Source organism: Paenibacillus sp. FSL k6-2145 (assembly GCF_037976585.1).
Lineage (GTDB): Bacteria > Bacillota > Bacilli > Paenibacillales > Paenibacillaceae > Paenibacillus.
Genome location: NZ_CP150267.1, coordinates 6,330,881 through 6,344,300, shown reverse-complemented (window position 1 = coordinate 6,344,300; position 13,420 = coordinate 6,330,881). Strand labels below are relative to the sequence as shown.

General features: G+C 47.1%; 12 protein-coding genes. 8 read left to right on the top strand and 4 right to left on the bottom strand.

Translation table 11 applies throughout. The features are described 5' to 3' along the window. Positions 1 to 110: 110 nt before the first annotated feature. The 4 genes from NZ043_RS28070 to NZ043_RS28055 form a co-directional block, all read right to left on the bottom strand. Positions 111 to 389, bottom strand: coding sequence for a YxcD family protein (locus NZ043_RS28070; protein ID WP_017687903.1), 279 nt, complete (start codon positions 387 to 389; stop codon positions 111 to 113). A gap of 5 nt (positions 390 to 394) precedes the next feature. After that, positions 395 to 898, bottom strand: a complete 504-nt coding sequence (locus tag NZ043_RS28065) for a hypothetical protein (protein WP_091029269.1) — start codon at positions 896 to 898, stop codon at positions 395 to 397. A gap of 98 nt (positions 899 to 996) precedes the next feature. Next, the gene (locus NZ043_RS28060; RefSeq protein ID WP_253437997.1) at positions 997 to 1,563 is read right to left on the bottom strand and encodes a PadR family transcriptional regulator; all 567 of its coding nucleotides are present in this window, start codon (positions 1,561 to 1,563) and stop codon (positions 997 to 999) included. A gap of 173 nt (positions 1,564 to 1,736) precedes the next feature. Then, the gene (locus NZ043_RS28055; protein WP_062835011.1) at positions 1,737 to 2,312 is read right to left on the bottom strand and encodes a carbonic anhydrase; all 576 of its coding nucleotides are present in this window, start codon (positions 2,310 to 2,312) and stop codon (positions 1,737 to 1,739) included. 349 nt (positions 2,313 to 2,661) lie between these two features. On the opposite strand from NZ043_RS28055, the gene NZ043_RS28050 reads away from it, so the two are divergent. The 8 genes from NZ043_RS28050 (at position 2,662) to mutS (ending at position 13,414) form a co-directional block, all read left to right on the top strand. Continuing rightward, positions 2,662 to 4,176, top strand: a complete 1,515-nt coding sequence (locus NZ043_RS28050) for a carboxypeptidase M32 (RefSeq protein WP_339309837.1) — start codon at positions 2,662 to 2,664, stop codon at positions 4,174 to 4,176. A gap of 158 nt (positions 4,177 to 4,334) precedes the next feature. After that, positions 4,335 to 5,339, top strand: a complete 1,005-nt coding sequence (locus tag NZ043_RS28045) for an ABC transporter substrate-binding protein (RefSeq protein WP_091029274.1) — start codon at positions 4,335 to 4,337, stop codon at positions 5,337 to 5,339. A gap of 28 nt (positions 5,340 to 5,367) precedes the next feature. After that, on the top strand, positions 5,368 to 6,162 hold the full coding sequence (locus NZ043_RS28040; RefSeq protein ID WP_091029275.1) for an ABC transporter ATP-binding protein: 795 nt from the start codon (positions 5,368 to 5,370) through the stop codon (positions 6,160 to 6,162). Positions 6,163 to 6,167: 5 nt separating this feature from the next. Next, positions 6,168 to 6,992: an ABC transporter permease gene (locus tag NZ043_RS28035; protein ID WP_091034842.1), complete on the top strand. Its 825-nt coding sequence runs from the start codon at positions 6,168 to 6,170 to the stop codon at positions 6,990 to 6,992. Positions 6,993 to 7,340: 348 nt separating this feature from the next. Then, positions 7,341 to 8,318 carry an aromatic acid exporter family protein gene (locus NZ043_RS28030; RefSeq protein WP_091029278.1) on the top strand — a complete coding sequence of 326 codons (978 nt, stop codon included), beginning with the start codon at positions 7,341 to 7,343 and terminating at the stop codon, positions 8,316 to 8,318. 75 nt (positions 8,319 to 8,393) lie between these two features. Beyond that, entirely contained in the window at positions 8,394 to 8,954 is a 561-nt protein-coding gene (locus NZ043_RS28025; protein ID WP_062835006.1) for an outer spore coat protein CotE, read from the top strand. A gap of 203 nt (positions 8,955 to 9,157) precedes the next feature. Beyond that, the gene (locus NZ043_RS28020) at positions 9,158 to 10,408 is read left to right on the top strand and encodes a hypothetical protein (protein ID WP_339309836.1); all 1,251 of its coding nucleotides are present in this window, start codon (positions 9,158 to 9,160) and stop codon (positions 10,406 to 10,408) included. A 204-nt stretch (positions 10,409 to 10,612) separates the two neighbouring features. Then, the gene (gene mutS, locus NZ043_RS28015; protein ID WP_339309835.1) at positions 10,613 to 13,414 is read left to right on the top strand and encodes a DNA mismatch repair protein MutS; all 2,802 of its coding nucleotides are present in this window, start codon (positions 10,613 to 10,615) and stop codon (positions 13,412 to 13,414) included. The last annotated feature ends 6 nt before the right edge of the window (positions 13,415 to 13,420 follow it).

Here is a 13,420-nt window from a genome sequence, read left to right as displayed (position 1 = left end):
ACACACAAATAAAGATACAAATACAGAAACAAAAAGACCGTCTTCCATCTCTGTCAGGCGACAGAAGGGAGACGGTCTTTAGTATAAGAGGTCATTACTTGACCTATAGTTTATTGATTAACGATCGCTGTGATTTCTTCATCCAGATCAAGTCGTACATTCTCACGGTACGCCCGGATGTTGTATTCACTGTGCAGGTAGCGAAGAATCGCTTCAATCATATTGGACTCGACCAGATATTGACTGCGTCCTTGGATCCAAACTTCAGCGGAATAACCTGTATCTTCTTCCCAGCTCAGTTCTACATTCACATCGGTTGGACGTACACCCTTACGTTCTGCCATATGAATACAGATTGCATTCACAATTTCATCCATGCTCAGAACCATAGAGATTAGTACCGTCCGTTTCTGTTACGGTCATCATCACGATCATTGCGACGGTCATAACGACCATCCGCTGCAGGTTTACGACGATTGGAGATGGCTCTGAAGAGTGCCATAGCCAGCATAACAATCAACATGATTGCTGCAACGTTCACGAGCAATCCGAGGATGTTACCCAGAGCGCCCATGCCACCGAACAATCCGCCAAACATCATACCAGCAAGACCACCAAGCATCATGCCTTTCATGAATCCGCCGCCACCGCCGAAGAATCCACCACCACGGGTTGCAGCTGCACCAGTACCGGAGTTATTACCGGAATTGGATTGATTCACGTTGTTGTTGGAGTCGGATTTCTTAGGAGTGTTGGTATAACTTTTTGTACCGGATTTGAATCCGCCACCACGTCTTGCATCTGCAGAATCCGGATTTGTTACTCCAACTGTTGCGAACAATAATGTAAAGGCCATAAATACCATCATTAGATGTTTAACTCCAAATTTTTTCTTCATTGTAAAGATCGTAACCCCCCGATTAATTTGTTTGAATCGCCCAAAAATGGGCCTTACTCATGTAATACGGTCAACTTGCAGGAACGTTTCAAATTTTATTAAATTTCTGAAACGCTTGGACTTGGATCTTGAATTGCAGCTTGGCCATCAAGCAATTGGGTAACCCAATGACACCATTCCAGGCCTGTTTGCGCATGCATTAAACCTTTTTGTACCAGGATGTAGCTTCCAAAATCTCGGTTGCCTACACGAAGATTATCCAGAGGTATACGTGACTTCAAATCCTCGAAATAACGTATGCGTTCCATAAACCAGCTTTTACGCTCATTCAGAATGCGTCTCATGCTTCCGTCTTCCGCTATGCCAACACACAAAATACGCAAATTAAATTCATCGCGTGTAACCGGTGCGGTAACAGGAGTAATCATCCATTCCAAGAGCTTTTCAATGCCTTTTTCCGTAACTGCGTACATTTTCTTGTCCGGTTTGTCAGACTGTTGTACCCAGCGGGAGGCCAATAACTCATCGTTTTCCATCTTGGACAGGAGTGGGTAGATCTGGCTGTGTTTCGCTTGCCAATGCGGCTGGATCTTCAGCATCAGATCATAGCCCGATGACTCCTCGCGGGTAAGCAGCCCGAGCAATCCGTAGGAAAGTATGTTCATGCACATGTCTCCTTAATATTAGGGCTAGGTCAGAGAGAACAATCGTTTTTACTTTCTTTGACCGCTTTCATAAAAAGTGTACACTGAAACTGTATGGTTTGACAACCTGACAGAGCAACTGCCTTAATTTAGACAAAAAAAGTGCGAACCATAAGGTCCGCACTCCAAACCATTTAGAGAGATGCCTGTTGTCCATACCCCTCAGCGACAAGATCAAGCTCACCTGTGGCAGAATCGATAACCATGCCGTGGACGGGTACATTGGGAGGAAGTAAAGGATGCTTCTTGATCACTTCCACAGTATGTTTTACCCCTTCTTCGACGCTGTCAAACCCACGCAACCATTTTTGCAAACGGATGCCCGAATTCTCCAGAGTAGTCATGACTTCTTCCGATACACCACGCTCTACCATATGTCCAATCATGGTCTCAGCGTGAAGGGAAGCCATACCACATTCCGTATGACCCACTACCAGGACTTCATCTGCACCCAGTTCATAGATGGCGACAAGCACACTACGCATTACACTCCCGAAAGGCTGAGATATAATTGCGCCTGCGTTTTTGATGATTTTCACATCACCGTTTTTCAGGTTCATGGCCTTGGGCAGCATTTCCACCAGACGTGTATCCATACAAGTGATGATAACCATCTTTTTGGTTGGAAACTTGCCAGCCGTATACTTTTCGTATTCTTTGGTCTCGACAAATGATTTGTTGTAAGCCAAAATCTCTTGAATGTTGTTCATGTCCATTGCCTCCTGTTATCCAATACGACGAGCACGGCCACTTGCATATGATGCAGCTTGTCCTACACGCCTTTGCTTTAATAGTATTTCACGGTCAGCAGATGGCATTACTCCAACCCTTTAGAGGTTGTTCAAAAAGTCCACTTTTGATTACAGATCATGCCTGAGGGCATCATCGGCATCGAAGTTGAACGCCATTTCCATCTTCTCGGTAATGAAAACCAGACTTTTTGAACACGTATCTTTAGGAGAACAATGCAATTTTCATCTGTTAAAAGTTGATTATACGCAATGCAAAAAGTATCATCAATAGGGTATAACATTTTTTTTGAAGAGGTGAACGATAACAATGGATAAACAAACACAGGAACATTTGGAATCCTTCCGTAATCTGGCTCGTAAAATTAAGAGCTATCATGAAGCCATTGGTTTGCTTCACTGGGATCTGCGCACAGGTGCGCCGAAAAAAGGCGTTCCGACTCGTTCGGAGACGCTGGGTATGTTGTCCACCGAAGCATTCAAGCTGCAAACCTCAGCTGACATGAAGACTTACCTGGATGCGTTAACGACTCCAGCGGTATTGGAACAGCTCCAAGATATAGATCGTCGTCTGGTTGAAGATTGCAAGAAAGAATATGATCGCAGTCAATCCGTACCACCGGAAAAAGTACAAGCTTATACCGTGCTCACAGCCAAGTCGGAAACGGCATGGGAAGATGCCAAGCATAACAGTGATTTTGCAGGATTCTCCCCATATCTGACAGATATCGTTAAGCTCAAACAGGAGTTTATTGATTACTGGGGTGTAAAGGATACGCGTTATGATACGCTGCTTGATATGTATGAACCGGATCTGACCGTTGAGAAAGTGGATGCTGTATTTGCCCGCCTCAAAGCACGTTTGGTGCCTCTGCAAGAGAAGATTAATGCTTCAGAAAACAAGCCAAATACAGAGTTTCTGAATCAGTTGTTTGACACCGAACAGCAGGAAAAATTCAGTCTGTTCATTTTGGAACAAATGGGCTATGACTTTGAAGCTGGACGATTGGACGAGAGTGTGCATCCATTTGCAACGGGTCTTAACCCGGGTGATGTGCGAATTACAACACATTATCTGCAAGATGATGTAGCAAGCGCAGTCTTCAGTTCACTGCATGAGGGCGGACATGCCCTGTACGAGCAAAATATTGATGACAGTCTGGCGGGTACCCTTCTTGCCGAAGGAACGTCCATGGGGATTCATGAGTCACAGTCTCGTCTTTGGGAAAACATGATTGGTCGCAGCCTGCCATTCTGGACACGTTATTACAAAGATTTGCAGCAGCATTTCCCTCAATTGAGCGAGGTTGAGCTGGAAGATTTCTATCGTGCAATCAATCGGGTGGAGAGTTCACTCATTCGGATTGAAGCGGATGAACTGACCTATAACCTGCATATTATTATCCGGTATGAGATCGAGAAAATGTTATTCAACGATGGTCTGGAAGTGAAAGACCTGCCGGAGACCTGGAATGCAAAATACAAGGAATACCTCGGTATTATGCCAACGAATGATGGAGACGGCGTTCTTCAGGATGTTCACTGGTCTGGTGGTGACTTTGGTTACTTTGCTTCGTATTCTCTGGGTAATATGTATGCAGCTCAAATTCTACATACATTGCGCAAGGAAATGCCGGAGTTTGATACCCTTATTGCTGAAGGTAATCTGATTCCAATTAAGGAATGGCTTACAGACAAGATCTATCGGTATGGTAAAAGTCGCACACCTTCCGAATTGATTGTTGCCGTAACGGGTGAAGAATTGAACCCGGATTATCTGGCCGATTATCTGGAAGCCAAATATGCCGAGATTTACAAGCTGTAGATATCCTATAAATAACATATTGAATACATTTCGAAGAGCTGAAGAGTCGGGCATCATTGCCCGGCTCTTTTTTGCATTTAAGTTCTTAACCTTTTGTTGGGCATCGGCATATCCATAATAGAGAGAAACTGCTGAAACCAGTGAAGGAGGGAAACAACATGAAATACACGCCATGGTTCGTCCGGGGCATCGTTATTCTGCTGATTATCATTGTGGCGCTCACCAGCTGTAACAAGGAAGAGAATGAAGCCAAGATTACGATTGGCGAAGTGACTCGTTCGGTATTTTACGCACCGGAGTATGTGGCTGTGGCTCAAGGTTTTTTTGAAGAGCAGGGACTTGAGGTGGATATTCAGACGACTGCTGGCGGTGACAAAACGATGGCGGCATTACTCGCAGGTTCAGTGGATATCGCACTGGTAGGAGCGGAGACGTCCATATATGTCTATCAGCAGGGAGCGGAAGATCCGGTCATTAACTTTGCCCAGCTCACCCAGACGGATGGTACATTTCTGTTCGCTCGTAACACAGAAGGTAGCTTCGATTGGGAGCAACTGAGGGATTCCACATTTCTCGGTCAGCGCAAAGGCGGCATGCCGCAAATGGCAGGGGAGTTCGCACTGAACAAACATGGCATTGATCCGCAAAGTGATCTGGAGCTGATACAGAATGTGGACTTTGCCAACATTGCGTCTGCTTTTGCCTCAGGCACGGGAGATTATGTTCAACTGTTTGAACCCCAGGCATCCATCTTTGAACAAGAAGGTCGGGGCAAGGTTATTGGATCGTTTGGAACAGAAAGTGGTCGTCTGCCTTACACGGTCTTCATGACGAAACAGAGTTATCTTAACGACAATAAGGATATCGTCCAGAAGTTTACGAATGGTCTGCACAAAGCGCAGACATGGGTGGATTCCCATACGTCCGAAGAGATTGCTGAAGTCATTTCTCCTTTTTTCAAAGACATCGATCCGGCCATTTTGGTAAGCAGTGTGAACCGTTATAAGGAACAGGGCAGCTATGCAACGGACCCGATCATTGATGAGGAAGAGTGGAACAATCTGCTTGATGTCATGAGTGCCGCCGGCGAGTTGAAAGAACGCGTGGATTTGAGTGCAATTGTGGATAATGCCTATGCGGAAGAAGCTACGAAATCAAAGTGATGGGTATTCAGGAAAGGAAGTGAGCAGAATGCCTGAATCCGAAAGTGTGATCCGACTGGAGGGGATCTCTCAAGTATACGTCAGCGAGCGGGAAGCTTCATTGGTGATTGAAGACTTGAGTCTGGAGATCCAAAAAGGAGAGTTCGTCAGTCTGGTTGGACCGAGTGGATGCGGTAAAACGACATTGTTGTCGATCATCGCCGGGCTGCTCACACCCACCCGAGGAGAGGTTAAGGTTAAAGGAAAACTCGTTGGCGGCCCCTCAGCACAGATTGGTTATATGCTTCAACAAGACTATCTGTTTCCATGGCGGACCATTCTGGATAATGCATTGATTGGTCTTGAACTGACAGGCAGACTGGATGAACGGAGCCGTGAGCGTGTGCGTGAACTGCTGGTAAGTATGGGTTTGGCCGGAACGGAGAATCAGTACCCATCAGAGCTTTCAGGAGGCATGAGACAGCGAGTGGCTCTGGTGCGCACGTTAGCAACCGATCCGGGAATTTTATTGTTGGATGAACCATTCTCAGCACTTGATTATCAAACCAAGCTGCAACTGGAGGATCTGGTCTCGGATACGTTAAAACAGTTTGGCAAAACATCCGTTCTCGTCACCCATGATTTGTCTGAAGCCATTGCGGTCAGTGACCGCGTCATTGTGCTTGATCGCAATCCCGGCCGCATCCGCCGTGAGTTTATTATCCCTGATGGTATTCGGAAGGCTCAGCCGTTTCATGCCAGGGAGCAAGAAGGATTCAATGCGTTGTTTCAGGCGTTGTGGAGTGAACTGGATCAGTCCGGGGGAGGTGAGGAAGACGCGTGAATCCAATGAATCCGAAGCAGGAAAAGCGTGACGAATGGATGGGGCAGCTGCATCGGAATCATATTCAGCAGGTGGCCAGATGGCGACATCAAGTACTTGCCGTACAGTTATCTATGTTGGTATGTATGTTTTTGCTATGGGAAGTGGCAGGCAGACTCCGTTGGATTGATGTACTGTTATTCAGTTATCCGAGTAAGATTTTTGCCCAGATTGGCAAGGACATCGCTAGCGGCGAATTATGGGCACATGTTGGGGTAACCGTAGGGGAGACGGCAGTTGGTTTTTTACTGGGAACACTCGTTGGAACCTTGCTTGCGGTTTTAATTTGGTGGTCTCCTTTTTTGTCCAAAGTGTTGGACCCCTATATGGTTGTGTTCAACAGTATGCCAAAGGTAGCGCTTGGCCCGATCTTTATCGTTATGTTTGGCGCTGGTTTTACGGCAATTGTTATGACTACGTTGTCCATCACGGTCATTATTACAACACTGGTGGTGTATAACAGCTTCAATGAAGTGGATCCCAATTATATTAAAGTGATTCGTACGTTTGGTGGAGAACGTTCCGAGATTTTTACCAAAGTTGTATTACCTGCTTCGTTTCCGGCGATTGTATCCACCTTAAAAGTGAACGTTGGCATGGCTTGGGTGGGTGTAATTGTGGGTGAGTTCCTGGTCGCCAAACAAGGGCTCGGTTATCTCATTATCTACGGATTCCAGGTATTCAACTTCACACTTGTATTATCAAGTCTGTTAATTATTGCTGCAGTTGCAACAGCCATGTACCAACTTGTTGTCTATGCAGAACGCAAAATGCTGGCTGGCCGCAGGTGATTCGGACGTGTTTTACTCGTAATGTGACCGGGTATGATATGTATACAATTTCACAAGGGGTGTCACGTTGCCCGATACCGTAAAATCAAGTACCATATTTAGTATGAATATTCCGCGCAGATCCGGAATGAATGCGATGATTGGAGAAGAGGGCCTTGAGGTTCTGTCGCAACGATCTAACTTGCCAGCGTCCCTCATTCGGGGCGTGTTGCTGTGACCGGCATGCATGCGCATGTCGGTTGATGTCGTCTAGTTTACATTTGGATGAGACATACTAGTCATGATAAATGAATGAGGCGACGAGCTGGCTAAGAATTTTTTTGCAGCTTAGAGGAGATGGAATGTTAAATGGGTTTTAGGGTAATTAAAACCGCAATCGCCGCATTAATGGCCGTGCTGATTGCGGACTGGTGCGGCTTGCCAGGACCGACATCAGCGGGATTGCTTGCCATTCTCGGGGTGGATGTAACGAGAAAACGAAGTATTCGTACCATATCGGCTCGATTTTTTGCTTCCGTAGTTGGACTTTTATTTGCAAGTGTACTTTTTCACTTTCTAGGCTTCCATTACTGGGTACTGGCCGTATACATATTGATCGCATTCCCGGTTATTGTCCGGGTTGGCTTCAAGGAAGGTATTGTAACAGGTTCGGTCGTGGTATTTCGGGTGTTCGGCGGCGGGGAAATGGACGTGCATGTCGTCCTCGTACAAATTGCTTTGCTTCTGATTGGTCTTGGTTCCGCAATGGCGGTTAATCTGGCCTATATGCCGGCAGCGGATCCTCAGATGCTGCGCATTCGCAAACGAATCGATGAGCTCTTTTCGAAGATTTTCAAGGAATTCGCGGCCACGCTGCGTAATCCCAATGAAGCATGGGCGGGGAGAGAACTGATTGAAGCGGATAAAGCTATCCTTGGCGGTATCGATGCAGCCAAGCGTTCTCTGGAGAATCAGGTGATTCATCCGAACGAAGAATGGAGTGTCTACTTCTATATGCGCAAAACGCAGCTGGACTCCATCCAGCATATGATGCATCTGGTGTCCCAGATCTATCAGAAGATGCCACATGCGGAAATGGTATCGGAGCTGTTCGATCAGCTTAGTCAGGATGTACTTACTGAATCTTACACCGGACGAACTGAAAAACTTCTTGCGGATGTGCAAGAAGAATTCAAACGTATGGAACTGCCGGATACAAGGGAAGAATTCGAGATTCGTTCTGCAATTCTCCAGTTGTGCCGCGAACTCGCGCTGTATCTGAAAGTCGCGAAGAAGGACAAAGCACCGTCCCCAATCTCGGACCGGTCCCAATCTACAAACGAATAATAGAAAATAGTTGTCACCCTAGACGAATGCCCTGCATACACTTGTAGTGAATGATTGTATGGAGGAGGTTTAAAGATGTCATTGAGTCATAAACATCAATGTAGAGAGATTATCACGAAGGCGATCTGCGGCAAAGGTCGTAAGTTCTCTACCGTAACACATACCGTGACTCCGCCAAATGGTCCGACAAGTATTTTGGGGGCTTGGATTATCAACCACCAATATGAAGCCGTATCAGCGGGTGACGGAATTGAAGTTATTGGTACTTACGATATCAACATTTGGTATTCCTATGACAAGAATTCGCAGACGGATGTAGCCAAAGAAACGGTCTCGTATGTAGAACATGTGCCTTTGTCCTATCTGGACCCGAAACACCGGACTTCCACAGTGGAGGTATCTGCGGATGCAACGCAGGAACCTAGCTGTGTGGAAGCCACAGTATCCGCAGGTGGAAGCAGTGTAATTATCCGGGTAGAACGGGAATTCGCTGTGGAACTCGTTGCCGAAACCAAAGTTTGTGTGAAGGTCTGCACAGATGGTTGCGGTGATTACGAAGACAAGGACTATGACTTTGGCAGTGGCGATGGAGATTATGACGATCTCGATCCCGATCTGCTCGACGATGAGCTGTGAGTTTGATTCATCATGTATTTGTTAACCTAAGGTATCATATGCGCCAGAAGGCGCGATGAAGAGGGCGTAAGCCCTCTTTCTTCTTAAATATTGAAAAATGGGTGTTAACGAGCCTCGCAATATGCCTGGAATACCTTTCATGGGAAGGCTCCGCATTGCGGGGTTATTTTTATTTAGTTGCATGATCCGGGAGGGGGGACGTCATGAATGTCTTAGAACAAGCGGAGGAGGCATTACTCCGATATGAAAGGATGACTTCTGGAGAACGTACAAAACGGTTAAAACAGGCAGGCATTGAAGTATTGTCACTGCACGATCGGCGCAAACGCGAACCAGGCTTGCGTGTACGCTATGATGTAGAGATAAGTTGTCTGCAGGCGATCCGGATCAAGCGCAAGGATACTAGTGGCATGGGAGGGGCACAGGAAACTCTGTTGGAGCGTGAAGCGAGTTCAACCTTGTTCAAGCGCATAGAACGACTTGCGTTCAAAACGCTGTATACGCTAGGACTGGATCATGGAGCTGTTCGAATGGAATCTTCAGGGAATGGCGGATGTGCAGTGATTTCGATTGATCCGGGTCCCTGGAAAGGGGTGACCAACCTTGCTGCTACCTATAGGGAAAGCTGGAAGCAGCATCAGGAACTGCTGGATGAGGAAGTGAGTCACAGACCCACTCCGATACTCGGCATGGACCCGGAGTTTCTTCTGGTGCAGATGCCGGAATCCAAAATCGTACCCGCCTCCAAATTTCTTGAACGTACAGGAATGGCAGGCTGTGATTCCGTGACGATTGGTGGACGGCGCATATATCCGGTTGCCGAACTGAGACCTGCTCCCAGCTCCGAACCACGAGAACTGCTGGCTCATCTGATGAGGGCATTCGCAGCAGCTTCCCGCAGCATCAGTGATCACTCGCTCATCTGGCAGGCAGGAGGGATGCCACAGCGGGGGTTACCTCTGGGTGGTCATATTCATTTTAGCGGCGTGAATCTTACCGGGGAACTGCTTCGTGCACTGGACAATTATTTGGCATTGCCACTGGCATTTCTGCAAGACCCCCGTGGATCGGGAAGACGGCCCCGTTATGGAGCGCTTGGTGATTTTCGTCTGAAATCCTACGGTGGGTTTGAGTATCGTACGTTACCCAGCTTTCTTGTGTCACCCCTTGTTGCGAAAGGTGTTGTGGCCTTGGCAGGTCTGATCGCGAGCGGGTATACTCAATTACGGCAGCGTCCGTTGGCAAAAGCTGAGGTTCATACCGCTTTTTATGAAGGAAAGCGCGAAGTGATTAAGGAACACATTCCAGCTCTCGTAGATGATCTGAAGAGGTTGGATGGATATGCACGTTATGAACGGTATGCGTCTCCGTTACTCCTTCAATTAAAACTGGGAAGAACTTGGGATGAGAGCCGCGATATTCGCAAACTCTGGAATATTCGGGCAGGTTCATGAAGTACGGACGTTTTTTTGATATAATAAGAAACAAGTCTTTTTTTAAGTAGTAGCTACGGAAGATATGGAGCAGCAACCTTTGAAGGAAGTGGCAAATAGCCAAAACATAAGGCGGAGGCGCAAACACAGTGCCTGACCGTCTTATTGTCCTTCCAGGACGCGTTTCTTCCTGACATTATAGGAATGGGATGGAGGATATTCATCATGGCTCAGTATACGCCAATGATTCAACAATATTTGCAAGTGAAGGCCGAAGCACAAGATGCTTTTCTATTTTTTAGACTGGGTGACTTCTATGAAATGTTCTTCGAGGATGCGATTAATGCTGCTCGTGAACTAGAGATCACGCTGACCGCACGTAACGGAGGCACGGATGACAAGATTCCGATGTGCGGTGTACCTTATCATTCGGCTGACAATTACATACAGCGTCTGATTGAAAAAGGATATAAAGTAGCGATATGTGAACAGATGGAAGATGCGAGTGTAACCAAAGGCATGGTACGACGCGAAATTGTACGTGTGGTTACACCCGGAACGGTGATGGAAGGCAAAACGCTGGGGGATAAATCCAACAACTACATGGTGTGTCTTACAGGTAATCAAAATACGCTGGCTCTCGCGGCCTGTGATCTGTCAACGGGTGAGTTGTATGTGACATCCGTACCCTATTCCAAGGAATGGCTTAAGGATGAAATCGGCATCTACGAACCATCGGAGCTGGTAGGAGATGCAGCGCTGCTTGAAACGGTAGAAGCCGAGGCGTCTCCAATCGGTCGACCTGTGGTCTACACGTCCTGGACAAAGAATAAGGAAGATCTGGTCCGTCAGCAGTTTGGTGAGGCTGTGTGGGCAAGATTAGAGCCTGAACGTCAGGCATGCATTGCACGTCTTTTCTCCTATCTGAGTGAGACACAGAAACGTTCTCTGGGACAATTAACACAAATCTCAACGTATGAGCCGGATCATTATATGATCTTGGACCCGTTTACCCGCCGGAACCTGGAATTGGTGGAAACCGTGCGTGAACGCTCCAAAAAAGGTTCATTACTCTGGTTGCTTGATAGGACGGAGACTTCCATGGGTGCAAGAATGCTGCGTCGCTGGGTCGATAAGCCATTATTGCAAAAAGGGAAGATTAATGAGCGTCTTGAAGCAGTGGATACGCTGTACAACCAGTTTATATTGCGTGAGGACCTGCGGGCAGAACTCAAAGACATCTATGATCTGGAGCGCTTGGTAGGCCGGATTGCGTTTGGTAATGCCAATGGTCGTGACCTGAATGCGCTCAAATCATCCCTGGAGAAAATTCCAGGACTTCGTCAACATTGCGCTGGATCATCTTCCGCAACATTGCAGCATATTGCCGAAACGATGGATGATTGCAATGATCTGCGTGAAGCTATCGGGCAAGCCATTGTGGACGAGCCGCCTGTATCGGTAAGGGACGGAGGTCTGATTCGTGAAGGGTACCATGAACGTCTGGATGAATTACGTGAGGCTTCGGTCAACGGGAAACAGTGGATTGCAGAGTTGGAAGCGCGAGAGCGTGAGGCGACAGGCATTCGATCGCTGAAGATTGGATATAACAAAGTGTTTGGTTATTATATCGAGATCACCAAGTCCAATCTGTCCGCATTGCCAGAGGGACGTTATGAACGTAAACAGACACTTGCCAATGCAGAACGTTACATTACGCCGGAGTTGAAGGAAAAAGAGACGCTGATTCTCGAAGCTCAGGACAAAATGGTTGATATTGAGTATGGACTTTTTGCGGAACTTCGCGAGCGGTTGAACAAAGAGATTGCAAGATTGCAAAAGCTGGCCGAACAGGTAGCCGAAATTGACGTGTATCAATCTTTTGCGGTGATTAGTGCTGAGCGAAACTTTGTACGGCCTACGTTGACCGACGGTTATGATCTGGTTGTGGAAGAAGGACGCCATCCGGTTGTCGAGGCGGTCATGCGAGATGGCGCATTTATTGCCAATCACACAGCAATGACCAAGGAAGAGGCACGTATTCTGCTGATTACTGGTCCAAATATGGCTGGTAAGAGTACGTATATGCGACAGGTCGCTTTAATCTCCATTTTGGCGCAAGTAGGTTGTTTTGTACCTGCGGGTCAGGCGGAAGTGCCGATCATGGATCGCATTTTCACACGGATCGGTGCCGCGGATGATCTCATTGGTGGACAAAGCACATTCATGGTGGAGATGGCCGACATTCAGGTTATGACAGACAAAGCCACACCACGCAGTCTGATTATTATCGATGAACTGGGACGGGGAACGTCAACCAGCGAAGGTATGGCGATTGCACAGTCTGTTATTGAATATGTACATGATATTATCGGATGTAAAGCCCTTGTATCAACTCATTTCCATGAACTTGCTCATCTGGAGGAGAGCCTGGACAAGCTGGCCAATTACTCGATGGCGGTACAGGAGAGTGGTGACAAAGTTAATTTCCTGCGCAAATTGATTGCCGGGGCAGCCAGCAGTAGTTATGGTATCTATTGTGCACGCCTTGCAGGTCTGCCTGATAGCATTATTGAGCGGGCGAATGGACTATTGCATGGGTTCGAACATGCGGCCGCGCAAGTAGCTGTGGGCAGTGAATATATCGGAAACGAGAAGCAGGAAGCAGGCTTGAAATTAAAAGGTGCAGAGCTCCAGCATACGGATTCAGCACCATTGATCAGGGAGCGCGAGATTGCGGAGAGTGCAGAGTACAGACCTTCTATTGAAGATTCGGCCGGAAAGCAACATGCCAAGAAATCAATCAGCAAAGCACAGTCCGGTGCAACCCATTCAGATGTGGTTCAACTGTCCATCTTTGGGGATGATGAGCCGAATGTGGCAACGAAACCGGATGTGGTTGCGGAGGATAAGCCAGCGCGAGAATTCATTCGTACGATGAAAGATATCGATGTCATGAATATGACGCCTCTTCAGGCGATGCAGATATTAAATGATCTCAAATTAAAGGCACAGCAATTATCCTGAATATAA